General features: G+C 67.1%; 23 protein-coding genes and 1 tRNA gene. 8 read left to right on the top strand and 16 right to left on the bottom strand.

Annotated features, from left to right (window positions below; all coding sequences use genetic code 11):
- Positions 1–90: 90 nt before the first annotated feature.
- A complete protein-coding gene (gene mfd, locus METRZ18153_RS0112380; protein ID WP_029143735.1) occupies positions 91–3522 on the bottom strand; it encodes a transcription-repair coupling factor in 3432 nt (1143 codons plus the stop codon).
- Positions 3523–3859: 337 nt separating this feature from the next.
- A complete protein-coding gene (locus METRZ18153_RS0112375; protein ID WP_020165022.1) occupies positions 3860–4231 on the bottom strand; it encodes a nucleotide pyrophosphohydrolase in 372 nt (123 codons plus the stop codon).
- Positions 4232–4354: 123 nt separating this feature from the next.
- On the opposite strand from METRZ18153_RS0112375, the gene METRZ18153_RS0112370 reads away from it, so the two are divergent.
- Together METRZ18153_RS0112370 and METRZ18153_RS0112365 are read left to right on the top strand one after the other, a co-directional pair.
- A complete protein-coding gene (locus METRZ18153_RS0112370; RefSeq protein WP_029143734.1) occupies positions 4355–6235 on the top strand; it encodes a potassium transporter Kup in 1881 nt (626 codons plus the stop codon).
- A 140-nt stretch (positions 6236–6375) separates the two neighbouring features.
- Entirely contained in the window at positions 6376–6900 is a 525-nt protein-coding gene (locus METRZ18153_RS0112365; protein WP_020165020.1) for a cytochrome b, read from the top strand.
- Here the strand turns inward: METRZ18153_RS0112365 and METRZ18153_RS0112360 are convergent, their stop codons facing one another.
- The 4 genes from METRZ18153_RS0112360 to mtnA all read right to left on the bottom strand — a co-directional run bounded on the left by METRZ18153_RS0112360 (position 6901) and on the right by mtnA (position 12110).
- Positions 6901–7485, bottom strand: coding sequence for a rhodanese-like domain-containing protein (locus tag METRZ18153_RS0112360; protein ID WP_020165019.1), 585 nt, complete (start codon positions 7483–7485; stop codon positions 6901–6903).
- Between the two features lie 45 nt (positions 7486–7530).
- Positions 7531–10146: a response regulator gene (locus METRZ18153_RS0112355; protein WP_029143733.1), complete on the bottom strand. Its 2616-nt coding sequence runs from the start codon at positions 10144–10146 to the stop codon at positions 7531–7533.
- 114 nt (positions 10147–10260) lie between these two features.
- Positions 10261–10890 (bottom strand): class II aldolase/adducin family protein, encoded by a 630-nt coding sequence (locus tag METRZ18153_RS0112350; protein WP_029143732.1) that lies wholly within the window; start codon positions 10888–10890, stop codon positions 10261–10263.
- A gap of 179 nt (positions 10891–11069) precedes the next feature.
- Positions 11070–12110: an S-methyl-5-thioribose-1-phosphate isomerase gene (gene mtnA, locus METRZ18153_RS0112345; protein WP_020165017.1), complete on the bottom strand. Its 1041-nt coding sequence runs from the start codon at positions 12108–12110 to the stop codon at positions 11070–11072.
- 66 nt (positions 12111–12176) lie between these two features.
- Between mtnA and METRZ18153_RS0112340 the strand changes: the two genes are divergently transcribed.
- Positions 12177–13343: a methionine aminotransferase gene (locus tag METRZ18153_RS0112340; RefSeq protein ID WP_269744944.1), complete on the top strand. Its 1167-nt coding sequence runs from the start codon at positions 12177–12179 to the stop codon at positions 13341–13343.
- An 8-nt stretch (positions 13344–13351) separates the two neighbouring features.
- Positions 13352–13576, top strand: a complete 225-nt coding sequence (locus tag METRZ18153_RS0112335) for an RNA-binding S4 domain-containing protein (RefSeq protein ID WP_020165015.1) — start codon at positions 13352–13354, stop codon at positions 13574–13576.
- A 117-nt stretch (positions 13577–13693) separates the two neighbouring features.
- On the opposite strand, the gene hpnE is transcribed toward METRZ18153_RS0112335, so the two are convergent.
- Genes hpnE through hpnC form a run of 3 tightly spaced genes read right to left on the bottom strand, consistent with a single transcriptional unit; the run spans position 13694 to position 16613 of the window.
- On the bottom strand, positions 13694–14953 hold the full coding sequence (gene hpnE / locus METRZ18153_RS0112330) for a hydroxysqualene dehydroxylase HpnE (RefSeq protein ID WP_020165014.1): 1260 nt from the start codon (positions 14951–14953) through the stop codon (positions 13694–13696).
- Entirely contained in the window at positions 14950–15783 is an 834-nt protein-coding gene (gene hpnD / locus METRZ18153_RS0112325) for a presqualene diphosphate synthase HpnD (RefSeq protein WP_020165013.1), read from the bottom strand. The genes hpnE and hpnD overlap by 4 nt, the downstream gene beginning before the upstream one ends.
- Positions 15780–16613, bottom strand: coding sequence for a squalene synthase HpnC (gene hpnC, locus METRZ18153_RS0112320; protein ID WP_020165012.1), 834 nt, complete (start codon positions 16611–16613; stop codon positions 15780–15782). The genes hpnD and hpnC overlap by 4 nt, the downstream gene beginning before the upstream one ends.
- Positions 16614–16658: 45 nt before the next feature.
- Between hpnC and METRZ18153_RS0112315 the strand changes: the two genes are divergently transcribed.
- Positions 16659–16743: transfer RNA gene (locus METRZ18153_RS0112315), tRNA-Leu, on the top strand.
- 12 nt (positions 16744–16755) lie between these two features.
- Here METRZ18153_RS0112315 and METRZ18153_RS0112310 read toward each other — a convergent pair.
- From METRZ18153_RS0112310 to METRZ18153_RS0112290, 5 genes are all read right to left on the bottom strand, one after another.
- The gene (locus METRZ18153_RS0112310) at positions 16756–17382 is read right to left on the bottom strand and encodes an SAM-dependent methyltransferase (RefSeq protein ID WP_020165011.1); all 627 of its coding nucleotides are present in this window, start codon (positions 17380–17382) and stop codon (positions 16756–16758) included.
- Complete coding sequence (gene ribA / locus METRZ18153_RS0112305) at positions 17382–18065, bottom strand: GTP cyclohydrolase II (RefSeq protein ID WP_020165010.1); 684 nt, start codon at positions 18063–18065, stop codon at positions 17382–17384. Before ribA ends, METRZ18153_RS0112310 begins: the two co-directional genes overlap by 1 nt.
- An 88-nt stretch (positions 18066–18153) precedes the next feature.
- Positions 18154–18873, bottom strand: a complete 720-nt coding sequence (locus METRZ18153_RS0112300) for an LrgB family protein (RefSeq protein WP_020165009.1) — start codon at positions 18871–18873, stop codon at positions 18154–18156.
- Positions 18870–19208, bottom strand: a complete 339-nt coding sequence (locus tag METRZ18153_RS0112295) for a CidA/LrgA family protein (protein WP_020165008.1) — start codon at positions 19206–19208, stop codon at positions 18870–18872. Before METRZ18153_RS0112295 ends, METRZ18153_RS0112300 begins: the two co-directional genes overlap by 4 nt.
- Before the next feature lie 109 nt (positions 19209–19317).
- Positions 19318–20346 (bottom strand): Fe(3+) ABC transporter substrate-binding protein, encoded by a 1029-nt coding sequence (locus METRZ18153_RS0112290; protein ID WP_029143731.1) that lies wholly within the window; start codon positions 20344–20346, stop codon positions 19318–19320.
- A gap of 113 nt (positions 20347–20459) precedes the next feature.
- Here METRZ18153_RS0112290 and METRZ18153_RS0112285 point away from each other — a divergent pair, with 113 nt between their 5' ends.
- Positions 20460–20810, top strand: a complete 351-nt coding sequence (locus METRZ18153_RS0112285; RefSeq protein ID WP_232416042.1) for a DUF2325 domain-containing protein — start codon at positions 20460–20462, stop codon at positions 20808–20810.
- A gap of 16 nt (positions 20811–20826) precedes the next feature.
- Here METRZ18153_RS0112285 and METRZ18153_RS20225 read toward each other — a convergent pair whose 3' ends face one another.
- Positions 20827–21381 (bottom strand): C40 family peptidase, encoded by a 555-nt coding sequence (locus tag METRZ18153_RS20225; protein ID WP_029143730.1) that lies wholly within the window; start codon positions 21379–21381, stop codon positions 20827–20829.
- A gap of 149 nt (positions 21382–21530) precedes the next feature.
- Between METRZ18153_RS20225 and METRZ18153_RS0112275 the strand changes: the two genes are divergently transcribed.
- Complete coding sequence (locus METRZ18153_RS0112275; protein ID WP_043363884.1) at positions 21531–22715, top strand: GGDEF domain-containing response regulator; 1185 nt, start codon at positions 21531–21533, stop codon at positions 22713–22715.
- 73 nt (positions 22716–22788) lie between these two features.
- Complete coding sequence (locus METRZ18153_RS0112270; RefSeq protein WP_020165004.1) at positions 22789–24678, top strand: propionate--CoA ligase; 1890 nt, start codon at positions 22789–22791, stop codon at positions 24676–24678.
- A gap of 62 nt (positions 24679–24740) precedes the next feature.
- On the opposite strand, the gene METRZ18153_RS0112265 is transcribed toward METRZ18153_RS0112270, so the two are convergent.
- Positions 24741–25598: a D-hexose-6-phosphate mutarotase gene (locus METRZ18153_RS0112265; RefSeq protein ID WP_020165003.1), complete on the bottom strand. Its 858-nt coding sequence runs from the start codon at positions 25596–25598 to the stop codon at positions 24741–24743.
- Positions 25599–25643: the final 45 nt, after the last annotated feature.

Here is a 25643-nt window from a genome sequence, read left to right as displayed (position 1 = left end):
GCATAAGCCGCACCGGCGCAGGCCGGGGCGGGGGCGGCCGGGCTGTGCCGGTCGCCGCACCGGTACATTGCGGCGCGCCGGCTGAGACGATCAGCGGCTCAGCTTCTTCATCAGTTCGCGTACGGCGCCGACCCGGCTGTCGAGGTCCGGGCTGGATCGCTTCCACGACAGTCTGTCCTGTCCGGCCAGCTTGAAGTTCCGGTCCTTCTGCACCAGCTGGATGATGCGTATCGGCTCGATCGGCGGGTTGGGGCAGAAGGTGATCAGGATCAGCGTTTCGTGCGCGTCTATCTTGGTGATGCCCAGCGGACGCGCGGCGATGCGCAGGCGGTGCGTCTCCAGCAGTGCGCGCGTCTGGTCGGGCATCGGGCCGAAGCGGTCCACCAGTTCTTCGCGCAGGCCGCCCAGTTCGTCCTCGGTTTCGCAGTTGGCCAGTCGCTTGTACAGCGTGAGCCGCTCATGCACGTCCGGGCAGTACTTGGTCGGCAGCAGCGCGGGCGTGTGCAGATTGATTTCCGACACGATGTCCAGCGGCTGCGTGAGGTCGGCCTCCTCGCCCTTCTGCAGCGCCTTCACCGCGCTCTTCAGCATTTCGGTGTAGAGGTTGAAACCGACTTCCTGCATTTCGCCGGACTGCGAATCACCCAGCACCTCGCCGGCGCCGCGGATTTCCAGGTCGTGCATCGCAAGGAAGAAGCCGGAGCCCAGCTCTTCCATCATCTGGATCGCCTCCAGCCGGCGGCGGCCCTGTTCGGTCGGCTTGGCGTGCGCGTCGGTCAGCAGGTAGGCGTAGGCCTGGTGGTGGCTGCGGCCGACGCGACCGCGCAGCTGGTGCAGCTGGGCCAGACCGAAGCGGTCGGCGCGGTTGATGATGATGGTGTTGGCGTTCGGGTTGTCGATGCCGGTCTCGATGATGGTGGTACACAGCAGCACGTTGTGCTTCCTCTGCGTGAACTCGCGCATCACGCGCTCCAGCTCTCGTTCCGGCAGCTGGCCGTGGCCGACCACGATGCGCGCTTCCGGCAGCAGGTCGGCCAGCCGGGTCTTCATCTCCTCGATGGTGTCGACCTCGTTGTGCAGGAAGTACACCTGGCCGCCGCGCTTGAATTCGCGCAGCACTGCTTCGCGGATCAGCCCGCGTGACCATGGGCTGACGAAGGTCTTGATCGCCAGCCGCTTCTGCGGTGCGGTGGCGATGACCGAGAAGTCGCGGATGCCTTCCAGCGACATCGCCAGCGTGCGCGGAATCGGCGTGGCGGTCAGCGTGAGCACGTCTACCTCGGCGCGCAGCGCCTTCAGCGCCTCTTTCTGGCGCACGCCGAAGCGGTGTTCCTCGTCGATGATGACCAGGCCGAGGCGGGCGAACTTGACGTCCTTCTGCAGCAGGCGGTGGGTGCCGATCAGCACGTCTATCTTGCCCTCGGCCGCCTCCTTCAGCGCCTGCGTCTGTTCCTTCGCGCTCTTGAAGCGCGAAATCTCGGCGATGCGCGCCGGCCACTCGTGCGCCACCTGGGCGAAGCGGTCGGTGAAGGTCTGGTAGTGCTGTTCGGCCAGCAGCGTGGTCGGCGCCAGCACGGCCACCTGCTTGCCGTCGGCCACCGCGACGAAGGCGGCGCGCAGCGCGACTTCGGTCTTGCCGAAGCCGACGTCGCCGCAAACGAGTCGGTCCATCGGCCGGCCGGAGGTCATGTCGCCGACTACCGCGCTGATCGCATTGAGCTGATCCGGCGTTTCCTCGAAGCCGAAACCTTCGGCGAAGGCGTCCATGTCGTGCTGCCTGAAGCCGAAGGTGTGGCCCTTGCGCGCCGAGCGCTGCGCGTAAAGCGCCAGCAGTTCGGCGGCGGTGTCGCGCACCTGCGCGGCGGCCTTCTTCTTCGCCTTTTCCCACTGGCCGGAGCCGAGCTTGTGCAGCGTGATCTGGTCGCCGGGCGCACCGCTGTAGCGGCTGATCTGGTGCAGCTGCGACACCGGCACGTAGAGCTTGTCGCCGTCGGCGTACTCAAGATGCAGGAACTCGGTTTCGCCTTCGCCGAGGTCCATGTGCATCAGGCCGATGTAGCGGCCGATGCCGTGCTGCAGGTGAACCACCGGGTCGCCCACCTTCAGTTCGGTCAGGTCGCGCAGGAAGTTCTCGGCGGTCACCTTGCGGCCGTCGCGCTTGCTGCGCGCGCGGGCCTGCGTCGGGTAGAGCTCGCTTTCGGTGACCAGCGCAACCGGCGGCGAGGTCAGCGCGAAGCCCTCCGCCAGCGGGCCGGTGGCGATGAGCAGGCGTGCCTCGCTCGCCAGCGCCGCGTCGAAGCTGTCGCAGGCGGCATTGGCCAGGCCGTATTCGGTGAAGTAGTCGGTCAGCGTCTCGCGCCGGCCAGCCGACTCGGCCACCACCAGCACGCGCTGCGCGGCGACCAGCGCGCGCAGACGGAACAGCGGGTCGTCCGACTTACGCTCGACAGCAAGGTCGGGCAGCGGCGTGACCGCGGCCACTTCGTCGCCGCGGCCCAGGCGCACGATGGGGCGGTTGGCCAGCGACACGTGGAACTGTTCTTCCGACAGGAACAGATCGGGCGGCGGCAGTATCGGCCGCGCGCGCTCGCCCTTCATCAGGTCGAAGCGGCTCTTCGTGTCGCGCCAGAAGTCGGCGATGGCGTCATTGACTTCGTAGTCGAGCGCCACCACCGCGTTGGCCGGCAGGTAATCGAACAGCGTGTCGGTGCGCTCGAAGAACAGCGGGATGTAGTACTCGATGCCGGCGCTGGGCACGCCGTTGGACACGTCCTTGTAGATGACCGACTTCGACGGATCGCCCTCGAAGGTTTCGCGGAAACGCGACCTGAAGGCGGCGCGCGCCTTGTCGTCCATCGGGAATTCGCGCGCCGGCAGCAGTCGTATCTCCTGCGTCGGGAACACGGTGCGCTGGGTGTCGACGTCGAAGGTGCGGATGCTTTCGACCTCGTCGTCGAACAGGTCAATGCGATAGGGCAGGGCGGAACCGGTCGGGTAGAGGTCGACCAGGCCGCCGCGCACGCTGTATTCGCCCGGTGCGACCACCTGGGTGACCGCGCTGTAGCCGGCGATGGTGAGCTGCAGGCGCAGGCCTTCGACGTCCAGCTTCGAGCCCTGCTTGACGAAGAAGGTGTGGGCGGCCAGGTATTCGCGCGGTGCCAGGCGGTACAGCGCGGTCGAGGCCGGCACCACCAGCACGTCCAGTTCGCCGCGCATCAGCGCGTACAGCGTTTCCAGCCGCTCCGACACCAGATCGGCGTGCGGCGAGAACTGGTCGTAGGGCAGGGTTTCCCAGTCCGGCAGCTGGAATGAGCGCAGCGCCGGCGCGAACCAGCGCAGTTCGTCGAGCAGGCGCTGGGCGTCCATCGGGCGCGCGGCGACGACCACCAGCGGGGCGCCCAGCTCGCGCGCGAGCTCGGACAACGCGAGCGCCTGGGCGCCGCCCGGCAGCTTCGGCCAGTCGGTGCGACCGCCGGGGCGCGGGCGGGGAAGACGGGACAGCAGGGAGGGCGATGAAGTCATGTGCGGGTAGAGCAGTGGGGCGACCGAACGTTCGGGCGCCACCGGTGACGGCAGAGGCGCGATTATCCAGAAAACCTCAGTTGATCGGCGTCGTGGGCGCGGTTGGCGGGATGCACGGCAAGGCGCGAGGACGCGGCAGGATGGCTCCCTGCAAGGACGAGCAACGCGGCCGGGCGCCCCGCCGGCCGTGCACGCGACGTCGAAGCGGTCTCATCCGGAGAGTGAGCGATACAAACCGACCGATGTCCTTGAAGGGCAGAGCTTTCGGCTTCATGGCAAGCGGTCAACCGAGGTTTTCAGGATTATCCCGGAAACCGCTTCGGACGCCTTGCCCGCTTCATTCGCGATCGGGGTACTCGTCGTACTTGCGCGCGTCGCCGCGTACCCGGTCGGCGGGGTACTTCTGGCGGTTCAGCGCCATCTTGTCGGCCACCGCGGCCGGCAGATCGATCTCCAGCACGTCGGCCAGACGCACCAGATAGACCAGCACGTCGGCCAGTTCGTGGCCGACCGCGGTGCGCTTGTCGTCGGCCAGTTCGTGGCCGGTGGGCAGCCACTGGAAGTGTTCCATCACCTCGGCGGCTTCGATGCTCATCGCCATCGCCAGATTCTTCGGCGTATGGAACTGCGCCCAGTCGCGTTCATCGACGAAATGGCGGATCAGCTCGCGCAGGGCGGACAGGTCGGTGGTGTCGGTGGGCGACGGCATGGCGTGATCGAAGTAACGGAGGTGTGTGATTGTTGCAAAACTCCAACCTTGCGTCGCCGTCAAGACTTGATCTTGCAAATGGTGCGGCGCAGTATCGGCGACGTCTTCCAACCGATTCCCCTGATGACCCAGGCCACTCAAGAGCCGAAAGCCCTCGCGCCGCTGATGCTTGCCGCACTCGGCGTCGTGTTCGGCGACATCGGTACCAGCCCGCTCTACGCCTTCAAGGAAGCCTTCGCCGGATCGCACGGACTGCCGCTGTCGGAGGCCAATGTGCTGGCCACGCTGTCGGCGCTGTTCTGGGCGGTCACGCTGATCATTTCGTTCAAGTACGTGTTCATCGTGCTGCGCTTCGACAACGAGGGTGAGGGCGGCGCACTGGCGCTGGCTTCGCTGGCGCAGCGCTCGGCGCGCACCGGCGTACGGCGCCGCGTTGCCGCGGTCACCGCGGCTGGCGTGTTCGCTGCCGCAATGTTCTACGGCGACGCGGTGATCACGCCGGCGATTTCGGTGCTGTCGGCGGTCGAGGGCATCGCCGTGGTGACGCCGACCCTGGAGCACTGGGTCGAACCGATCACCATCGTCATCCTGGTCCTGCTGTTCTGTGTGCAGCGCACCGGCACGGCTGTCGTGGGGCGTTTCTTCGGGCCGGTCACCATCGTCTGGTTCGCCGTGCTGGCGTTGCTGGGTGCATCGAGCATCGCGCAGACGCCCGAGGTGCTGCGCGCGCTGAACCCGGCCTACGCCGTGTCGTTCGCGATCGACAAGCCGGGGCAGGCCTTCCTGCTGCTCGGTGCGGTCTTCCTTGCGCTGACCGGTGGCGAGGCGCTGTATGCCGACATGGGGCATTTCGGCCGGCGCCCGGTGCGGCTGGCCTGGTATTTCATCGTGTCGCCGGCGCTGCTGATCAACTACTTCGGTCAGGGCGCGCTGGTGCTGCGCGCATCCGAAGCGGTCAGCAACCCCTTCTTCATGCTGGCTCCGGAGGACTGGCGGCTGCCGCTGGTCGCGCTGGCGACGATGGCCACCGTGATCGCGTCGCAGGCGACCATCTCGGGCGCCTTCTCGATCACCGCCCAGGCGACGCGCCTGGGCTATCTGCCGCGCCTGCGTCAGCTGCACACCTCGGACACCGAACGCGGGCAGGTCTATATACCGGCGGTGAACTGGATGATGCTGGTCGCCGTGGTCGTGCTGGTGCTCGAGTTCGACACCTCGAGCGAGCTGGCCGCCGCCTACGGCATCGCGGTGTCGGGCGACATGATCATCACGACGCTGCTGATGCTGTTCATCACGACCATGTCGCAGCGTCGCCTGAAGACGCTGCTGCTCGCCGTGCTCGGTGTCTTCCTGGTGGTCGAGATGCTGTTCTTCGCCTCCAATCTGACCAAGTTCATGGCCGGCGGCTGGCTGCCCATGCTGCTCGGCGGTGCGCTGTTCACGATGCTCACGACGTGGAAGCAGGGCACCGCGCTGATCACCCGGGAACGCCGGCGCATCAACATTCCGATGGCCGACTTCATCGGCGGACCGCCGCTGGACGTACCGCGAGTGCCCGGCACGGCGATCTACCTGACGTCCGATACCGAAACCGTGCCCAGCGCGCTGTTCCACAACCTGAAGCACTTCAAGGTGCTGCACGAACGCGTGTTCTTCCTGCACGTGATGATCGAGGACGTGCCGCGCGTGCCAGACATCGACCGCATCGAGGTGCACAAGCTCGGCGGTGAGCACTACACGGTGGAGGCGCGCTACGGCTTCCGGGAGGAACCGGACATACCGCAGGCGCTTGCCGCGCTGGCCGATCTGGGCCTCGAACTGGAGCCGATGAGCACCACCTATTTCGTCGCCCGGGCGACCGTGGTCGAAGGGCAGGGTGACGATCTGCAGTCGTGGCGGCGCGCGCTGTTCGGCTGGATGATGCGGCAGTCTGAAGGGCCGGCGAACTACTTCCACCTGCCGCCCAATCAGGTGGTCGAGCTGGGCACGCAGATCAGTCTCTGAACGGCTGCAGCGGGTGTGGGCAATTTTCCCGGCCGCACCGGCCGGGGCTTCCGCCGGAACTGCGACGCACCGACAATGCCGAACCTCGCGGAGGCCGACGCGCCTCCAGCCTGCTTCACCCCTCGCACAGGAAAACAACGATGCGCTACACCCGCACCGCGATGTCGCTTCACTGGCTGATCGCGCTGATGCTGTTCGGCATGTTCGGCTTCGGCCTCTACATGGTCGAACTGCCGCTGTCGCCGCAGAAGCTGAAGTTCTACTCGTATCACAAGTGGGCCGGCGTCACCGTGTTCCTGCTGGTGCTCGCGCGCCTTGCGTGGCGCATCACGCACCGGCCGCCGGCACTGCCGGCCGGCATGCCGGCGTGGCAGGTGAAGGCGGCCAAGGCGGGCCATCATCTGCTCTATCTGCTGATGGTGATCGTGCCGCTGTCCGGCTGGCTGATGAGTTCGGCCAAGGGCTTCCAGACCGTCTGGTTCGGCGTGCTGCCGCTGCCCGATCTGCTGGCCAAGGACGAGGCGCTGGGCGAGGCGCTGCTGCTGACGCACCGGCTGCTGAACTGGTTCTTCATGCTGGTGGTGGCGGGCCACGTGGTGGCCGCGCTGAAGCACCACTTCATCGACCGCGACGGGCTGCTGTCGCGCATGCTGCCCGGACGCTGATCAGCGCGCGCCAGCCGGCAGCCAGACCTGCGCCGGCTCGAGCGCGTAGCTCCACGGCAGGCCCGCGTTCTTCCAGCCATTGACGGTGCGCTTGCCCCGCTCGGCGCCGCTGTCCGCGGTGTCGCCCTCGAAACCGTCGATCACCGTCCATACCCGGGTGAAACCGGCCGCGGCCAGCGCATTGACGGCGCGCGCGGTGCGGTCGCCCGAGCGGCAGATGAGCACGATGTCGGCGTTGCGGTCCAGTCCCTTGGCCTGCAGGCGCTGCTCGACCGAGCGGATGAATTCAGGGTTCTTGTGCAGCGTGAAGCGGCGCGACTTGGCGTCGAAGTGGTCGAAATCGACCAGCATGAAGGGCACGTTGGCGTCCATGCCTGCCGGTACGCCGACGTAGCTCACCTCGGCCTGCGTGCGCACGTCGAGGAAGAGCGTGCCGCCGGGGTTGTTGCTCAGCATGCGGTGCGCCTCGGCCGAGGTCAGATAGCGGTCCAGCACCGTGCGCTTGTCCGGCGGCACGGCGGCGGGATCGATGGCGTAGGCGCTGCTGCAGGCGCACAGTGCAAGAACGACGAGGGTTGAGCGCATCGGTGACTCCTTCGCGGTGGATCGCCGCGCAGGACGGGGCGACGATCAGGCCACGCTGAGACGCGGCTTGCCACGCAGTCGACTGCGCAGCGGGCGGTCGAGTTCTGCCAGACGCGCAGTCAGCGTATCCATCAGCTTGTCGCGCGACACCGATTTGGCGACGAAGCAGCTGGCGCCGGCGTCCATCGCGGCGCGCTGCCAGGCCGGGTCCTCGATGCCCGACAGCATCACGATGACCAGCTTGTCGGCGCTGTAGTGTTCGCGCAGCGCCTTGCAGGTGGCGACGCCGTCCATGCCCTGCATCAGGCCGTCGAGCAGCAGTACGTGCGGGCATTGCTGGCCCACCATCAGCAGCGCCTGCTCGCCGCTCTCCGCCTCGCGGATGTGCGTGCAGCCGGCGCCTTCGAGCGAGCGACGCATCAGGAAGCGTTCCGCCTCGTCGTCGTCGACGATCAGGATGTCCAGCGCGTCGGGCAGTGCGCCCTGCGCGCCTTCGCTGTCCAGGCTGCATTCGAGTACGCGACGCGCCGACTCCAGCTGCATGCGGCTGGCGATCGGTACCAGCGTGGTGGCGAGCGCCCAGTCCTTTTCCAGCGCAGCCGCTTCGAGGCGACGCATCGTGTCGTGCAGGTCGAAAGCCTGCGCATGCACGGCCAGCGACTTCAGCGTGTGGGCGGCGCGGCGCAGCGTGTTCTCATCGCGCTCGCGCAGTGCTTCCTGCATGGCCAGCACGTTGCGCTGCGATTCCTTCTCGTAGAGCGCGGCGAAGCGCGCGCGGTCCTGCTGGTTGATCGCGTCGATCGAGATCGACTGCGTGCCGGACACCGCGTTGTCCGGCAGCCACTTGCGCACGATGGCGTACAGGTCGTCCTCGCGGAAGGGCTTGGCCAGGTAGTCGTCCATGCCGGCGGCGATGCAGTTTTCGCGATCGCCGTCGTTGGCACCGGCGGTCAGCGCGATCAGCGGGGTGGCCGGCAGGCCGACCAGGCGTTCGCGATCGCGGATGCGTTCGCAGGCCTCGAAGCCGTCCATGCCGGGCATCTGGCAGTCCATCAGCACGAGGTCGAAGCGGGCGTGTTCAAGCTCCTGCAGCGCCTGGCGACCGTCGCGCGCCAGCGTGCAGCGCAGGCCGAAGGCCTCCAGCATGTGGGACGCGACTTCGGCATTGACCGGGCTGTCCTCGACCAGCAGCACGCTGCCGGACAGTCGCGGCAAGGTGGGCAGCGACAGGCTGTTCTGCGCTTCCTCGATGCCGGTCGATACCACCTTGCACGGCAGCGACAGCGTAAAGGTGGAGCCTATGCCCTGGGCGCTGCGCAGCGTCACCGAACCGCCGAGCATTTCGGCCAGCTGACGCGAAATCGCCAGACCGAGACCGGTGCCGCCGAAGCGGCGCGAGGCGGTGTTGTCGGCCTGGGCGAAGGCGTCGAAGATGCGCGCCTGGTCGTCGTGCGCGATGCCGATGCCGGTATCGCGGACCGACATGACCATGCGCACCGAACCGCTGGTCGGGCGATCGTGCAGCATCAGGTCGTCGTCCATCGAGTGCGCACGCAGCGTGATGAACACGCCGCCGTGGTCGGTGAACTTGATGGCGTTGCCGATCAGGTTGACGGCGATCTGGCGCAGGCGACCCGGGTCGCCCTCGATGCGGCCAGGCACCGCGTCGTCGACGTCGAGCGCCAGCGTCAGGTTCTTTTCGCGCGCCTGGGCGCCGAGCAATTCGGTCACCTCGCGCAGCGTGCGCCGCGGGTCGAATTCGCTGCGCACGAGATCGAAGCGGCCGGCTTCGATCTTCGACAGGTCGAGGATGTCGTTCAGCAGATCGAGCAGGTTCTCGCCCGAGCGGTACAGCGTTTCGAGGTAACGCCGCTGCTCGCCATTCAGTTCGCTGCGCAGCAGCAGCTGCGCCATGCCCAGCACGCCATTCATCGGCGTGCGGATTTCGTGGCTCATGTTCGCCAGGAACTGGCTCTTCGCCTGGTTGGCCTGTTCCGCGTTCTCCTTCGCTTCCTCGTTTTCCTGCGCCACCTTGGCGTGGTGCAGGCGCAGCCGGATGAACTCGGCAGTGTTGCGCTGGAAGCGACGGGCATTGACCACGGCGATCATCAGGAACAGCAGGATGAAGCCGCCCAGCACCTCGCGTTCGGGTTCGGGCGAGCGCAGATAGAAGTAGGCGGTCGGCAGCAGCGTCGGCAGCGCCATGCACAGATAGGCCTTCCACATGCCGGTCAGCGAGAACAGCCCGACGGCGGAAACGGCCACCAGACAGAGCGGCACCACCATTTCGTAGGGGTGCCCGGGCGGCGGCATCAGGAACACGCCCAGCGATCCCCAGGCCGAGCCGGCGGCGAGCACGCCGAGCATGAACAGCCACTTCCAGATCAGCGTTTCATTGATGCCGGGCGACACATGGCGCCAGGCCAGGATGAGGCCGTAGCGACCGACGTTCACGATCACCATCGCCACCAGCCAGACGCTGAGCGCGCGCGGATCGACGATGTTGTGCAGCACGCCCCAGATCAGGCTGGCCAGCACGATGGCCATCAGCAGCGTGAAGGGCGTCAGCCGATAGGCGAGCGCCACCAGTTCCGCCTCGACCTGGCGTTCCGTGCCTTCATTGCGCGGTGTGGTGCCGTGTGACAGAAGAGTGGTGGGCATGACCGGCTCAGCTCGTAGGGCAGTCGGCCGCGAGGCTCGATAGAAAGGAGTAGTTCCGGTTCACGACTGTGGGCACGGTTTCTTTAACCGGCCGGCCTTGACGGGGCGCCCGGCTCACTGACCGTAGCTCCCGAACTTGACCAGCACGCGCGCCATTTCGGCGTCGTCGATCAGCCGCGGCGTGCCGATCTGCAGCGCCCGCCAGTACTGCTCGCACAGGGTTTCGAACTCCACCGCCAGCGCCACCGCCTGCGCCAGATCGTGGCCGAACACCAGCATGCCGTGGTTGGCCATCAGGCAGGCACAGCGACCGTCCAGCGCTTCGATCACCGCGTCGGACAGCGCCTGTTCGCCGAAGGTGGCGTAGCGCGCGCAGCGCACGGTGGCGCCACCGAAGCGCGCAATCATGTAATGGAAGGGTGGAATGTCGGCACCGACGCAGGCCAGCGCGGTTGCGAAGGGAGCGTGCGTATGCACGACTGCACCGGCTTCGGGTCGCGCCCGATAGATGTCGCGATGGATGCGCCATTCCGAGGACGGCTTGAGCCGGCCTGCGAAACCGCCATCCAGGTCGACCAGAACCATGTCGTCCGGCGTGCACGCATCCGGTTCGAGTCCGCTCGGTGTGATCAGGAATGCGGCGCCGCGGCGCGCGCTGACATTGCCAGCCGCACCGCGGTTCAGTCCGCACGCTTCCAACCGGCGAGCCGCAGAGTGCACGTCGGCGCCGCTGACCTCAGTCATCAGGGTGTGCCCCTGTATTGTGGAGTGCCGCCGATTATCCCCAACGCGCCGCGGATTACAAGCGTGTCTGCGTTAAACGTTGACGATCCGTCAGTGGTTTCGCCACATCGTCGGCCGGAAACCCTTTACAGATAAGGGTTCCAGTCTTCTCGAAACAACATTAACTTCTGTGGATGAAGTCAGATGTTGGCCCGCGCCGGTGTCTGCCCCGCGGCGCAGTCGATCGGACCGCGCTCGGTCACGATGGCGCTGAGCAATGCCGCAGGGGTCACGTCGAAGGCCGGATTGGCGACGGCGCGGCTGGCGTCGAGCACCGTGACGCCGCCCTCGGCGCCGCGTACCACGCGCACCTCGTCGCCGCTGCGCTCCTCGATCGGAATCGCGTCGCCGTCGGCGCAGGCGAGGTCTATGGTCGACCACGGCGCGGCAACCCAGAAGGGCAGCGCGTGCGCGTGTGCTGCCAGCGCCTTCAGATAGCTGCCCACCTTGTTCGCGGTGTCGCCATTCGCTGCGATGCGGTCGGCGCCGATCACCACCGCGTCGACGCGGCCTTCGCGCATCAGCTGGCCGGCCGCGTTGTCGGCGATCACGGTGTGCGGCACGCCAGCGCAGGCCAGTTCCCAGGCGGTCAGCAGGCCCTGATTGCGCGGCCGTGTTTCCGAAACCCAGACGTGGATGTCCAGTCCGGCCTGCTGGGCCAGGTAGATGCCGGACAGCGCGGTGCCCCAGCCGGTCGTGGCCAGCCAGCCGGCGTTGCAGTGGGTCATCAGGTTGATGCGGCCGCGTGCCGGCAGCGCGCGGATCAGCACCAGCGTGTGTTCGCCGATGGCGCGGTTGGCCGCGCGGTCCTCGTCGCAGATCGCCAGTGCCTCGCGCCAGGCGGCATCGGCACGCGCCGACGGTGCGAGGGGCTGCACCGCGCGCGCGACCCGGTCCAGCGCCCAGGCCAGGTTCACCGCGGTCGGTCGGGTCGCGGCCAGCGTGCGTCGGGCGGCGTCGAGTGCGTCGTCGTCGGCTGCCTCACGCAGCGCCAGCGCCAGACCGAAGGCGCCGATGGCACCGATCAGCGGCGCGCCGCGCACCTGCATCGAGGCGATGGCGTGCGCGGCCTGCGCTGCGGTGCCGATGCGCAGTTCGTGTGCGGCGAAGGGCAGGCGGGTCTGGTCGAGGATGTGGAGCACACCGTTGTCGATGCGCAGCGGACTGGGGGTTTCGGTCATGGAGCGGGGCGGGCATGCCGTATTGCGTCGGGGCCTCAAGCATAATCCGCCCTCCAAGCCAGAGCGATGTCTGCCATGCAGGATTACAGCGGCCGCGTGCCGTCCAAGCTGCCCGACGTGGGCACCACGATATTCACCGTCATTTCGCGCGAAGCCGCCGAACTGGACGCGCTGAACCTGTCGCAGGGCTTTCCCGACTTCACCGCCGGTCCGGAACTGTTCGACGCGGTGGCGCGGCACATGCACGCCGGCCACAACCAGTATTCGCCGATGGCCGGTCAGCCGGCGCTGCGCGCTGCGGTATCCGCCAAGATGGCCGCGGTGTATGGCGCGCAGTACGACCCGGAATCCGAAATCACCATCACCGCGGGTGCCACCCAGGCCGTCTATACCGCGATCACGGCGCTGGCCGGGCCGGGCGACGAGGTGATCATTTTCGAGCCGGCCTTCGACAGCTATCTGCCGGGCATCCGGCTGGCGGGCGCGACGCCGGTGTTCATCCGGCTGCAGGCGCCGCACTTCCTGCCGGACTGGGATGCGGTGGCGCGCGCGATCACGCCGCGCACCCGGCTCATCATCACCAACACGCCGCACAACCCGACCGGCGCCGCCTGGTCGCTCGACGACCAGCGCCGGCTCGCCGCGCTGTGCGAGGGCCGCGACATCCTGGTCATTTCGGACGAGGTGTACGAGCACATCATGTTCGACGGCCGCGAACATGCCAGCGCCTGCCGCCTGCCGGAACTGGCGGTGCGCACGCTGCTGGTGTCCAGCTTCGGCAAGACCTTCCATGTGACCGGCTGGAAGGTGGGCTTCGTCTGCGCCCCACCGTCGCTGACCGCAGAATTCCGCCGCGTGCACCAGTTCAACGTGTTCGCGGTGAATACGCCCTGCCAGCTCGGGCTGGCCGATTACATGTCGGAAGCGTCGCGCTATCTCGACCTCGGCGCCTTCTACCAGCAGAAGCGCGACGATTTCCGCGCCCGCATGGCCGGCTCGCGCTTCGAACTGCTGGACTGCGCCGGCACCTATTTCCAGCTCGCCCGCTACGACGCGATCAGCGACGAGCCGGACGCCGTGTTCGTGCGCCGGCTGATGCGCGAAGCCGGCGTAGCCACCATACCGGTGTCAGCCTTCCACCACGATGGCTTCGACGCGAAGCTCATCCGTTTCTGCTTCGCCAAGAGCGAAGCGCTCATTGCACAGGCCTGCGAGCGCCTGTGCGCCTATTGAAAGCTGCAATGGAAAACGTCGATTTCGAACTGCGGGGCGAGTACGTCGCCCTGTGCGACCTGCTGAAGATTGCCGGTGTCGTCACCAGTGGCGGCGAGGGCAAGGCCCGCGTCGACGCCGGTGGCGTGATGGTGGACGGCAAGCCGGAATCGCGTCGCACCGCCAAGATCCGCGCCGGTCAGGTGGTGGAGTGCGACGGCGTGCGGATCAAGGTGCGCGGCACGGCCGCTTAATTGCTGGTTCTCGTGGGAGCGAGCTCTGCTCGCGATACGGCGGCTGCATGCCCGGTCGACGCGGATATCGCCGCAACGCGAGCACAGGGCTACGCGTAAGCGACGACCAATGCATGCCTACAAAGGGAGTCTGCTGGCAGCCGCCAGGCCGCTGCGCACGGCCGCTTCCAGCGTGGCTGGATAGTCGGCGACGAGGTAGTCGCCGGCGATGGCGACCCGGGTGTCGCGCGGCTGTTCGATCACAGCACGCCCCGGCGTGCAGCGGAAGGTGGCGCGGCGTTCGCTGATCGTGCGCACCCACAGCGGCTCCGGCAGCGCCGGGAACTGCCGGCGCAAGGCGGCCAGAACGGCGCGCTCGGTTTCTTCCCGCGTCGCCCCGGCTGCCGACACGACGCTGGCCAGCAGGCCGGGCGGACCGCCGAGCTGGCCGCGGTCGAACACCCAGTGGGGTTCGCCGGCGACGAAGCCGGTCATCGCCGCGGGCAGATGCGTGCGGGCGTCGAATGCGGCATAGACCGTGGTGATGGCTTCGTACTCCAGCGCCGCGACCTGTCGCGCGATGTCCTGCATGCCCGGCAGGTCGCCGAGCAGCGCCGGCAACTGATGCGGGCTGCAGGCGAACACGATGCGGTCGAAGCACGGTGCGCCGTCGGGGACCTCGATGGCGAAGCCGTCGGCCTGCTGGCGCACCGCACGTACGCGCGTTCCGGTGTTCACCGCTGCGCCGTGCGCGCGCAGCCAGAACAGCGCCGGTTCCGGCAGCAGACTGCCGAGGTCTGCGCGCGGCAGCAGCAGGTCGGCCGCACCCGGTGGCCCCATCAGGCTGTCGGTCAGCACGCGCGCGAACACGCGGGCGCTGGACTGTTCGATCGAGGTGTTCAGCGCGGCGATGCACAGCGGCGCCCACAGGTGCGTGATTGCGCCGTCGGTCTGCGCCGTGCGGGCGAGCAGGGCGGCCACGGTTTCGTCGCCCGCCGGTGTACGGCGTATCGCGCGCATCAGCCGCAGCGCGGCCACACGGTCGCGCCCGCTCATGCCGCGGGCACGCAGGAATGCAATGGCGAGGCCGAGGCGTCCGCTGCTGTGTGCGCGCAACGAAAAGCCGTCGTCGAATTCGAGCGCCAGCGGCAGGCGCTGCAGCAGTGCGTCGGGGTCTGCGCCGACGGCACGCATCAGTGTCAGCGTTTCGCTGTAGGCGCCGATCAGGATGTGCTGGCCGTTGTCCAGCGGCAGACCATCCATGCGCACGGTGCGTGCGCGGCCGCCGACCTGGGGGGCGGCTTCGAACAGCGTAGGGCGCAGGCCGCGGCGCACGCAGTCGACCGCGCAGGCCAGGCCGGCCCATCCGCCACCGACGATGGCGACCGTGGTGCTCAACTTCTAAGCCAGGTTTTCCACGCCAGCCACAGCTTGCGCAGCGGCGTCAGCGCGATGCGCCGGTCGAGCACGCGGCACCCGTCGCGCTCGATCTCGTCGAGCAGCGTGCGGTAGATCGCGGCCATCACCAGGCCCGGTCGCTGCGCTGCGCGGTCCTGCTTAGGCAGCGCAGCCATCGCCTGTTCGTAGTACTGGCGGGCGCGGGCGATCTGGAACTCCATCAGCTGGCGGAACTCGTCGCTGTAGCGCGCGTTCAGGATGTCGGCGGCGCGCACGTTGAAGCGCTGCAGCTCCTCGACCGGAAGATAGATGCGGCCGCGGCGCGCGTCCTCACCGACGTCCCGGATGATGTTGGTGAGCTGGAAGGCGATGCCCAGGTCGTGCGCGTACTTCTGCGTGTCACGGTGGGTGGAGCCGAAGATCTGCGAGGCGAGCAGGCCGACCACCGAGGCGACGCGGTAGCAGTAGAGCTGCAGGCCCTTGAAGTCCAGATAGCGCGACTGGTCGAGATCCATTTCCATGCCGTCGATGACTTCGAGCAGCTGTTCGCGCGGCAGGCCGTAGTCGCGGATGGCCGGCAGCAGCGCGAGGCAGACCGGATGCTCCGGCGTGCCGTCGAAGCAGGCGTCGATCTGCGTGCGCCACCAGGCGAGCTGGGTGCGCGCGATGCCGACGTCCTCGGTTTCGTCGACCACGTCGTCGACCTCGCGGCAGAACGCGTACAGCGCGGTGATCGCACGGCGGCGCGGCGGCGGCAGGAAAAGGAAGCTGTAATAGAAGGACGAGCCACTCTTGGCGGCGCGGTCCTGACAGTATTCGTCGGGAGTCATCGGTAGGTGAGGGCCTTGAGGCCGATCAGCGGCCAGTCGGTTCGGCCCAGTTTCGGGCGGCGGCGGAACACATCGTAATCGACCTGTTCGATGCGCTGCAAAATGCGCAGCCCACCCTGCACGATCAGGCGCAGTTCCCAGCCGATGCGACCGGGCAGGCGGCGTGCCAGCGGCATGCCGGAACGCATCAGTGCGCGGGCGTCATCGACCAGGTGTTTCATCATGGCGCGGAAGGCGTCGTCGCAGCGGGCCTCGCGCAGATGCGCCTCGGTGACGCCGAAGCGCGCCATCGTGTCGAGCGGAATGTAGATGCGGCCGGGCGGCAGGCCGTCGGCGTTCTTGCCGATGTCGATGGCGACGTCCTGCCAGTGGTTGATCAGCTGCAGCGCGCTGCAGATCGCGTCGGACTGCGCAAGGCTTTCCGCGTCGTCGACCTTGTACAGGCAGAGCAGCAGCCGGCCGATCGGGTCGGCCGAGCGGCGGCAGTAGTCGCGCAGTTCTGTGTCGTTTGCGTAGCGGGTTTTCACGACGTCCTGCGCGAAGGCGTCGAGCAGGTCGTGGAACAGCGGCAGCGGCAGTGACCACGCGCGGATGGTGCGGGCCAGCCGGGCGTGTATCGGGTCGTCCGGCATGCCGCCGCGTTCGATGACGCGCAACTGCTCGCGGCACAGTTCGAGCGCCGCCAGGCGCGCTTCCGGGGCGGCCTCGCCCTCGTCGGCGATGTCGTCCGCATTGCGGGCGAACCAGTAGATGGCCGCGACCGGCTCGCGCAGCGCGGGCGGCATCAGGCGGGACGCGACCGGGAAGTTTTCGTAGTGTTCGACCGACATGGGGCGCCGAGTATACCGGGGGCGGGTGTACAATCCGCGCCGCGTGCCCAGGTGGCGAAATTGGTAGACGCACTGGATTTAGGTTCCAGCGCCGCAAGGCGTGGAGGTTCGAGTCCTCTCCTGGGCACCAGCCTGCGCTTGTTCAGCCAGGCTTTCTCGCCACCATTCCCACGAGTGCCGACTGTCCGCGATGCGCGGAGCCTTCGTCGAGAACGTCCTCGTATTCGTCCAGCCGCTCGATGTCGAAGTCGCCGAAGGCTTCGCGCAGCATTGCGGCGGTATAGAGATTGTCGACGGCTGACGGCCCGCCGGTGCGGTAATCGAGCTGTTTCGGCGTATAGCCCTGCAGCACGATGCATCCGCCCGGGCGCAGCGTGCGCTTCAGGTTTTCGAACAGCCGGGCGCGCTCGTCGGGCGCCGCGAACTGGATGAAGATGGCCACCACCAGGTCGAAGGCTTCGTCCGGATAGGTCCAGTTCAGCGCGTCGGCCAGCGCGAAATCGACCCGCACGCCGCGCGCGGCAGCCAGTGCTTCGGCCTTGTCGAGTGCAACTGGCGACAGTTCGGTCGCCGTCACGTCCAGCCCCTGTTCGGCCAGCCAGACCGCGTTGCGGCCTTCGCCGTCGGCGACGCTGAGCGCGCGCTGTCCTGCACGGAGCAGACCGGCCTGTGCAGCGAGGAAGCGGTTCGGCGCGGTGCCGAACAGATAGGACTCGCCGACGGCGCGGTACTTGTCGGACCAGAAGTCCTGCGCGTCGGCGTGGCTCATCAGTCCTGAATGTGGCCCATGCGCTGGGCCTTGGTCGCCAGGTAGCGGTGATTCATCGGGTTGGCACCGGCGTGCAGCGGAATGCGCTCGACCACTTCGACACCCTCGCTCTCCAGCGCCCGCACCTTCAGCGGGTTGTTGGTGAGCAGGCGCGCCTGACGTATGCCGAGGCTGCGCACGATGTGAGCGGCGTAGCGATAGTCGCGCGCGTCGTCCTCGAAACCCAGCATGCGGTTGGCGTCCACCGTGTCGGCGCCGCTGTCCTGCAGCGCGTAGGCGCGGATCTTGTTGATCAGGCCGATGCCGCGCCCTTCCTGTCGCAGGTAGACCAGGGCACCGCGGCCTTCGGCAGCAATCGCGCGCAGCGACGCTTCGAGCTGCGGGCCGCAATCGCAGCGCAGGCTGAACAGCGTGTCGCCGGTCAGGCATTCGGAGTGCAGGCGCAGCATGACCGGCGCGCCGTCGCTGAAGTCGCCCAGCGTCAGCGCAACGTGTTCGAGCCCGGTCTTCGGGTCGGCGTAGCCGTGCAGCGTGAAGTCGGCCCAGCGGGTGGGCAGCCGGCAGACGATGTCCGACGGAGCGGTCGCGTGCGCGGTGGCGTCGGCCGGGTGGCGGCCGGCGTTGTCGCCTTCCGGCAGGTGGCCGATGGCGCGGTACTTCTTTTCACTGGGTTGCGTGCTCATGTGCTGCTTTGTGTTGGGGCCTGAAGCGGAGTGCGGGAGCAGGCCAAGGGGCGTAAGTATGGCCCATGTTGTGCTCGGGGCGGCACGGTCAGCTTAACCAGCGGGCGATCAGCGGCACGACAATCGCCGTGACGACACCATTCAATCCCATTGCAAGCGCGGAGAAGGCGCCCGCCGTCTCGCCGAGCTGGAAGGCGCGCGCGGTACCGATGCCATGGGCGCTCATGCCGATGGCGAAGCCGGTTACCGCCGGGTCACGGGTGCCGGTGGCCTTGAGCAGCGCGGGGCCGATGACGGCGCCGACGATGCCGGTCAGGATGACCAGGATGGCGGTCAGCGAGGGCAGGCCACCTATCTTTTCCGAAATGCCCATGGCGATCGGTGTGGTGACCGATTTCGGCGCCAGCGACAGCAGCGTACGCGGCTCGGCGCCGAGCGCCTGCGCGATCCACCATACCGACAGCACCGACACCACTGACCCGGCCAGCAGCGCCAGCATGGACGGGCCGAACAGCTGCTTGAGCCGCGGTAGCTGTGCGTAGAGCGGCACTGCCAGCGCGACCGTGGCCGGGCCGAGCAGGAAGTGCACGAACTGGGCGCCGTCGAAATAGACGGCGTAGGGCGTGCCGGTCAGCGTGAGCAGGGCAACGATGAGCGCCACCGCCAGAGCGACCGGATTGGCCAGCGGGTGCGACCCGAGCCTGAGGTAGAGCGCATGCGCCGCCTGGTAGGCCAGCAGAGTCAGCGTGAGGCCGAGCAGCGGGCTGGCCGCCAGATAGACCCAAAGCTCGCGGATTTCGCCGCTCATCGCCCGCGCGCTCCGAGGCGCAGCACGGCGGCGGTGAGCAGCAGCGTGATCGCGCAGCTCAGCACGACCGCAGTCAAGGTCGGCAGCCACTCGCGGGCGAGCAGGCTGGCGTGCACCATAATGCCGGCGCCGGCCGGTACGAACAGCAGCGACAGGTGCTGCAGCAGCGTGTTGGCCGTCTCGCGCAGCGGTGCCGGCGTGTCGCCACGGATCATCAGGGCGGCAAACAGCAGCGCCATGCCGACCACCGGGCCGGGTACCGGCAGCCCCAGCCACTGGACCAGCACTTCCCCGATCAGCTGCAGCACCAGCAGCAGGGTGAGCGACGCGAGCATGACGACCTCCGGCCTTGATACGTGACCGGATTCTACGGCGTCCGCAGATGTGCAAAGGCCCCGGTCCTTGCGGTACCGGGGCCTTCGCTGATGGGCCTAGATCGCCGGATCAGCGATAGCCGGCACGGTCGAACACCTTCTGCGCCTGGGCCGTCGTGCGCGCCAGTTCGCCCACGTTCAGCGTGTCGGCCTTGAAGTTGCCGAGCGACTTCAGTTCCGGGTTCGCCACCACGGCCGACTTCACCACCGGCCACTCGTTGTTGCCGTTCGCGAAATAGGCCTGGGCTTCGTCCGAGGCGAGGTACTCCAGGAACTTGACCGCGGCGTCCTTGTTCGGCGCCGTCTTCAGCATGCCGCCGCCGGAAATGTTGATGTGGGTGCCGAAGCTGGATTGGTTGGGCCACACGACGCCGACCTTTTCCATCATCGAGCGGTCTTCCGCCTTGCCCGAGCGCAGCAGGCGCACCAGATAGTAGGTGTTCGACACGGCCACGTCACACTCGCCAGCCGCCACCGCTTTGATCTGGTCGGTGTCGCCGCCCTTGGGCGCGCGGGCGAAGTTGGCGACCACGCCACGTGCCCACTCTTCGGTCTTGGCTTCACCCCAGTGCTGGATCAGCGCAGCGCCGAGCGACACGTTGTACGGGTGGGCGCCGGAGCGCGAACAGAGCTTGCCCTTCAGCGCCGGCTTGGCCAGGTCCTCGTAATTGGCGACGTCGGCCGACTTCAGCTTCATCTTGTTGTAGATGATGACGCGGGCGCGGGTCGAGAACGCGAACCAGTTGTTCTCCGGGTCACGCAGGTGGGCCGGGATGCGCTCTTCGAGCACGGCGGACTTCACCGGCGCGAACAGGCCGAGCGCATCGGCCTGGGCCAGGCGCGAGGCGTCAACGGTGATGAACACGTCGGCCGGGCTGTTGGCGCCTTCGTTGCGGATGCGCTCGACCAGTTCGTCTTCCTTGCCTTCGATGCGGTTGATCTTGATGCCGGTCTGGCGCGTGAAGTTCGAGTACAGCGCTTCGTCCGTCTGGTAGTGACGGGCGGAATAGAGGTTCAGCACCTTTTCCTGCGCAAGCGCCGGGGTCAGCGCGAAGGCGGCGGTCAACGCCGTTGCGAGGCGGATGAGTCGGGATTTCATGGTCGCTCCAGGAGATACGGTCGCAAGTTTCGTGCGCGAATCAGTGCGTCACGATGCGGCCGGAAATTAGCAGAAGCAATTCGCAATTGCAAAGCATTCGCAATTGCGCTACCGTGAATGCGAATCGTTCTCAAAAGGATGTTCGCATGGACGCTGTTCTGGTCGGGGCCGATCGCCTCGGCAACATTCCCGAGGTGCTGGCCGAGTTCGGCCTGAAGATCCGTCATCACATCACCGGTCGCGATCCCAAGCACCAGCGGCAGGCGCAGCGCCTGCCCGGCGGCACCGACGTGGTGATTTTGTTTACCGACTTTCTCGGCCACAACGTGATGAAGGCCTATCGCGACGCGGCACGCGACAGCGGCGTGCCGGTGGTGGCCTGCCGCCGTTCGGTGTGTGCATTGAAAACAGCGTTGGAGGGGTGCGGCGCGGTCAGGTGCGCGGCGTGTCCGCGCGCAAAGTGAAGCCGGCCGGAAGGAATCAGCGCAGCGAAATGTCGCTGCCCTGATCGACGTCGATCCGGCGTGCGCCGTTGAAGCGCTTGGCCCAGTAGCGGCCGGTCATGTCGTCGACCCGCACGCCGCCGCCGCGCGAATTGGCGTGCATGAACTTGTTGTCGCCGAGGTAGATGCCGACGTGCGAGAAGGAACGGCGCAGCGTGTTGAAGAACACCAGGTCGCCCGGCTGCAGTTCGTCCTTCGGAATCGTTTCACCGACCCGCGCCATTTCGACCGCGGTGCGCGGCAGCAGCACGCCCAGCGCGTCGGAGAACACATGGCGCACGAAACCGCTGCAGTCGAAGCCGCTCTGCGGCGTGTTGCCGCCAAAACGGTAACGGATACCAAGCAGGGACAGGCCGTTGTCGATCAGGTCAGTCACCGCGTCAGCCGCGGCATTGGCGTGCTCGAGCACACGTTCGCCCGAGAAGGGGCCGTAGAGCGTCGTGAATACGTTGCTTTCCGGTGCCGGAGCGGGCTCGGCCCGAACGGCGGGGGAGGCGAGGAGCGCGCACGCAGTCGCGGCGCACAACCACATCCGGAGAAGGGATATTCGGAGCATGGGGCCGGAATATACCGACGCAACCCCCATCTGCCAAGTTTTCCGACACCGCCAACATGTTGCGCGACAGCGCGCCGGCTTCCCCTACAATCGCGGGTCCGACCATCCCAGCCGACGCGCGGCCCATGAGTGATTCCCCGCCCAGCGATGATGTGATGCACGCCAAGGTGCTTGTCGTAGACGACTCGCGCATGGTGCGCGCGTCCATCATCAAACGCATCCGCGACCGCTTCGAGTGCCGCGAGGAGGCCGACGGCGAAGCCGGCTGGGCGACGCTGCTGGTCGATGATTCGATCCAGGTCGTGCTGTCGGATCTGAGCATGCCGCACCTCGACGGCTACGGCCTGCTCGAACGCATCCGCGCCTCGCACATCCAGCGCATCGCTGACATTCCGGTGATCATGATTTCCGGTGACGAGGACGACGCGGCGCGCGAGCGTGCGCGGGCACTCGGCGCCACCGACTTCATCACCAAGGGCATCGGTACCGTCGAACTGCTGTCGCGCATCGAATCGGCCAGCCGGCTCAGCAAGACGTCGCGCGAACTGGCCGACAGCCGCGAGGCGCTGGCCGCCGCCTCGCCGATCGACCCGGATTCGGGCATGGCGACGCCGCAGTACATGGAAATCCACGGCGCGCAGCTGATGTCCGCGGCGGCGCGCTATCACGGTCAGGTCAGCGTGCTGATTGTCGGCATCGACAACTTCGGCGAAATCACCCGCAACTTCGGTCGCCACGTGACCGACCTCATCATGCGCAAGCTGGCCAAGGTGCTGGCCACGAAAGTGCGCAAGGAAGATACCTTCTCGCAGATCGGCGACGGCCAGTTCGCCATCATCACGCCGGACATCAGCCTGCAGAGCGCTGAACAGTTTGCCAACCGGATGCGCAGCGTGATCGGCGCAACGGCGATGCAGTATCGCGGCCAGACACTGCGCATCAGTCTGAACATCGGCGTCGCCAACAGTCTGGCCGACCAGGCTGAGTCGGTGTCGCAGATGCTGGGCCTGGCCGTGGCGCGTGCCGATCTGGCGCACCGCGAGGGCGGCAACGCGGTGCGAAGCACCGGCGGCGAGCCGCAGAAATTCGCGTGGACGGCCGGCATCGTCAGCATCGAGCGTGCGCTGCTGCTGATCAAGTCGGGCGCACAGGCCGAGATCGAGCCGCAACTGCCGGCGCTGATCTACCGGCTGCTGCCGCTGCTGGAATTGATCGGAGTCAAGTACGACTGCAACATTCCGCTCGACTGCTTGCGCGAGCACGCAGCCGAAGCCGATACTTCGCTCCTCGGCAAGCAGCAGCCAGGCTAGGTCGACAAGCGAAACACACAATAAAAAAGATCAATCAGGTCAATTCACAGTGGTGCGGGGTTGGAGGAGTTGAATGTCAGCAAGCAAGGAGTTCCGTGCCCGCTCTATCGCCAAACGCGATGAGTTCTGGGCCGAGCAGGCCGGTCTGATCGACTGGCAGGCGCCGCCGCAGCAGATCTGCGATTTTTCCCGTCCGCCTTTTGCCAAGTGGTTCGTCGGCGGTACCACCAATCTGTGCCACAACGCGGTCGACCGTCACGCCGCGCAGCGTCCCGACGCGCCGGCGCTGATCTTCGTGTCGACCGAAACCGACACCGAGAAGACCTACACCTTTGCCGAACTGCAGCGCGAGGTCGAGCGCACGGCGGCCATTCTGCAGTCACTCGGCGTGGGCCGCGGCGACCGCGTGCTGATCTACATGCCGATGATTGCCGAGGCCGCTTTCGCGATGCTGGCGTGCGCGCGCATCGGCGCCATTCACTCGGTGGTGTTCGGCGGCTTCGCTTCCGGTTCGCTGGCGACGCGCATCGATGACGCGAAGCCCAAGGTGATCGTGTCGGCCGAGGCCGGCATGCGGGGCGGCAAGGTCGTGCCCTACAAGCACCTGCTGGACGAGGCCTGCTCGCTGGCCGAGCATCCGCCGCAGAAAGTGCTCATGGTCGATCGCGGGCTGGAGAAGGGTTTCCCGCGCACCGAAGGCCGCGACGTCGATTACGCGACGCTGCGCGCACAGCACATGGATGCGAAAGTGCCCTGCGCCTGGCTGGAGTCGAGCGAGCCCTCCTACATCCTGTACACCTCGGGCACCACCGGCAAGCCGAAGGGCGTGCAGCGCGACACCGGCGGCTACGCGGTGGCGCTGGCCGCGTCGATGAAGCACATCTACTGCGGCAACCCGGGCGAAACGATGTTCACGACATCGGACATCGGCTGGGTGGTGGGTCACTCCTACATCATCTACGGTCCACTGATCGCCGGCATGGCGACGCTGATGTACGAAGGCACGCCGCTGCGCCCGGATCCCGGCATCTGGTGGAGCCTGGTCGAGAAGTACAAGGTGACGGTCATGTTCTCGGCACCGACTGCCGCGCGCGTGCTGAAGAAGCAGGATCCCGCCTACCTGAAGAAGCACGACCTGTCGTCGCTGCGCCACATCTTCCTCGCTGGCGAACCACTGGACGAGCCGACGCACGAATGGCTGATGACAGCACTCGACAAGCCGGTCATCGACAACTACTGGCAGACCGAAACCGGCTGGCCCATCCTGTGCGAGCTGCCGGGCGTCGAGAAGACGCCGATCCAGCTCGGCTCTCCGGGTGCGCCGGTATATGGCTACGACCTGCGCATCTTCCGCGAGGACGGCAGCGAATGCGGTCCGAACGAGAAGGGCATCGTCGGCATCGTGCCGCCGCTGCCGCCCGGCTGCCTGTCCACCGTCTGGGGTGACGACGACCGTTTCGTCCGCACCTATTTCTCGCTGTTCAAGTCGCCGCTGGTCTATTCGTCCTTCGACTGGGGCATCCGCGACGAGGCCGGGTATCACAAGATCCTCGGTCGCACCGACGACGTGATCAACGTGGCCGGGCACCGCCTGGGCACGCGCGAGATCGAGGAAGCCATCCAGGCGCATTCGGCCATTGCCGAGGTTGCCGTGGTCGGCGTCGCCGATCAGTTGAAGGGTCAGATGCCACTGGCTTTTGCGGTGGTGAAGGATCCGGCCCGGACCGCAACTGCGGATGACCGCGCCAAGCTGGAGAAGGAAGTGATGCAGACCGTGGACGGCCTGCTCGGCGCGATCGCGCGCCCGAGCCGGGTCGTGTTCGTCAATGGTCTGCCCAAGACCCGCTCCGGCAAGATGCTGCGTCGATCCATCCAGGCCATTGCGGAAGGGCGCGACCCGGGCGACCTGACCACGCTGGACGATCCGACGACGCTGGATCAGGTGCGTCAGGCGCTGGGCTGAGCCGCTGCGTCACGCAAAAAGGGCACCTGCGGGTGCCCTTTTTCTTTCCGTCCTCTTTTCCGTCAGGCGGCGACTATGGTGTGGCGACCGCTCCACTGTTCTCCGGCGGCCAGCGTCTGCGGGCGCTCGGCGATCGCTGGTTCGATGCAGATCATGCGGCGGAAATCGAGGTCGGGCATGTCGTTCAGTGCCCGGCACTTGTGTTCCCACGGATTCCATACGACCAGATCCGGGAATCCCTCGCTCTGGAAACCGAAGGCACGGGCGCCGTCGTGCAGCACGACCGTGTCGGGCGCGCGGCGGTAGAGGCGATCGACCTCGTCCTCGACGATGAGTGCGTCCAATTTGTCGTCCTTCGCCTTGTCGCCGTCGGTGGCGTCGAGATAACGCGTGTTGCGCAGGCCTTCGAGGCGGCAGTTCTCGACCTCGGCGACGCGCAGATAGCTGTGCAGCGCGGCGGCAAAGTCGAAGGCGGTGTCACCCGTGTTCTCGACCGAAAGTTCGAGGTCGAGCCGGTTGCCGCCGATCACCACGGTCAGTTCCAGCGCAAAGGCGTGTGGCCAGACCGCGCGCGTTGCTTCGTCGTCGGTCAGGCGCAGCGTCGCGATGGCGAAGTCCTTCGATACGCGAGTCTGATCGACCTGCCAGACGAGGGTGCGCGCGAAACCGTGGCGCGGGCCGCTGCCGCGCTCGGCGAACTGCGGGAAGATGACCGGAATGCCGCCACGCAGCGCGCTCCGGCCGTCGAAGCGCGCCTGCGGCGACAGATACAGCCGTTCCTTGCCGCCGACCGGCACCCAGGACAGTACCTGCGCACCGAACAGGCTGACCACGCAGAGGGCGCCGTCGGGTGCGCGCAGTTCGAGCGCGGGCTGACCGTGAAAGTCTATGGTGTGAACAGATGCGTCGGTCGAGGTCATTGCATGCAGCGACTGGAGAAGAGGGCGCACATGTTAGCGCCTGAC

The organism is Methyloversatilis discipulorum (genome assembly GCF_000385375.1).
Lineage (GTDB): Bacteria > Pseudomonadota > Gammaproteobacteria > Burkholderiales > Rhodocyclaceae > Methyloversatilis > Methyloversatilis discipulorum_A.
Note: the sequence above shows the minus strand (reverse complement) of the source record. Positions and strands in the feature narration are given on the sequence as shown.

Bases quoted from the DNA above. Each gene is read 5' to 3' on its own strand.
- mfd (WP_029143735.1), bottom strand. From the start codon at position 3,522: ATGACTTCATCGCCCTCCCTGCTGTCCCGTCTTCCCCGCCCGCGCCCC.
- METRZ18153_RS0112375 (WP_020165022.1), bottom strand. From the start codon at position 4,231: ATGCCGTCGCCCACCGACACCACCGACCTGTCCGCCCTGCGCGAGCTG.
- METRZ18153_RS0112370 (WP_029143734.1), top strand. From the start codon at position 4,355: ATGACCCAGGCCACTCAAGAGCCGAAAGCCCTCGCGCCGCTGATGCTT.
- METRZ18153_RS0112365 (WP_020165020.1), top strand. From the start codon at position 6,376: ATGCGCTACACCCGCACCGCGATGTCGCTTCACTGGCTGATCGCGCTG.
- METRZ18153_RS0112360 (WP_020165019.1), bottom strand. From the start codon at position 7,485: ATGCGCTCAACCCTCGTCGTTCTTGCACTGTGCGCCTGCAGCAGCGCC.
- METRZ18153_RS0112355 (WP_029143733.1), bottom strand. From the start codon at position 10,146: ATGCCCACCACTCTTCTGTCACACGGCACCACACCGCGCAATGAAGGC.
- METRZ18153_RS0112350 (WP_029143732.1), bottom strand. From the start codon at position 10,890: ATGACTGAGGTCAGCGGCGCCGACGTGCACTCTGCGGCTCGCCGGTTG.
- mtnA (WP_020165017.1), bottom strand. From the start codon at position 12,110: ATGACCGAAACCCCCAGTCCGCTGCGCATCGACAACGGTGTGCTCCAC.
- METRZ18153_RS0112340 (WP_269744944.1), top strand. From the start codon at position 12,177: ATGTCTGCCATGCAGGATTACAGCGGCCGCGTGCCGTCCAAGCTGCCC.
- METRZ18153_RS0112335 (WP_020165015.1), top strand. From the start codon at position 13,352: ATGGAAAACGTCGATTTCGAACTGCGGGGCGAGTACGTCGCCCTGTGC.
- hpnD (WP_020165013.1), bottom strand. From the start codon at position 15,783: ATGACTCCCGACGAATACTGTCAGGACCGCGCCGCCAAGAGTGGCTCG.
- hpnC (WP_020165012.1), bottom strand. From the start codon at position 16,613: ATGTCGGTCGAACACTACGAAAACTTCCCGGTCGCGTCCCGCCTGATG.
- METRZ18153_RS0112310 (WP_020165011.1), bottom strand. From the start codon at position 17,382: ATGAGCCACGCCGACGCGCAGGACTTCTGGTCCGACAAGTACCGCGCC.
- ribA (WP_020165010.1), bottom strand. From the start codon at position 18,065: ATGAGCACGCAACCCAGTGAAAAGAAGTACCGCGCCATCGGCCACCTG.
- METRZ18153_RS0112300 (WP_020165009.1), bottom strand. From the start codon at position 18,873: ATGAGCGGCGAAATCCGCGAGCTTTGGGTCTATCTGGCGGCCAGCCCG.
- METRZ18153_RS0112295 (WP_020165008.1), bottom strand. From the start codon at position 19,208: ATGCTCGCGTCGCTCACCCTGCTGCTGGTGCTGCAGCTGATCGGGGAA.
- METRZ18153_RS0112290 (WP_029143731.1), bottom strand. From the start codon at position 20,346: ATGAAATCCCGACTCATCCGCCTCGCAACGGCGTTGACCGCCGCCTTC.
- METRZ18153_RS20225 (WP_029143730.1), bottom strand. From the start codon at position 21,381: ATGTGGTTGTGCGCCGCGACTGCGTGCGCGCTCCTCGCCTCCCCCGCC.
- METRZ18153_RS0112275 (WP_043363884.1), top strand. From the start codon at position 21,531: ATGAGTGATTCCCCGCCCAGCGATGATGTGATGCACGCCAAGGTGCTT.
- METRZ18153_RS0112270 (WP_020165004.1), top strand. From the start codon at position 22,789: ATGTCAGCAAGCAAGGAGTTCCGTGCCCGCTCTATCGCCAAACGCGAT.
- METRZ18153_RS0112265 (WP_020165003.1), bottom strand. From the start codon at position 25,598: ATGACCTCGACCGACGCATCTGTTCACACCATAGACTTTCACGGTCAG.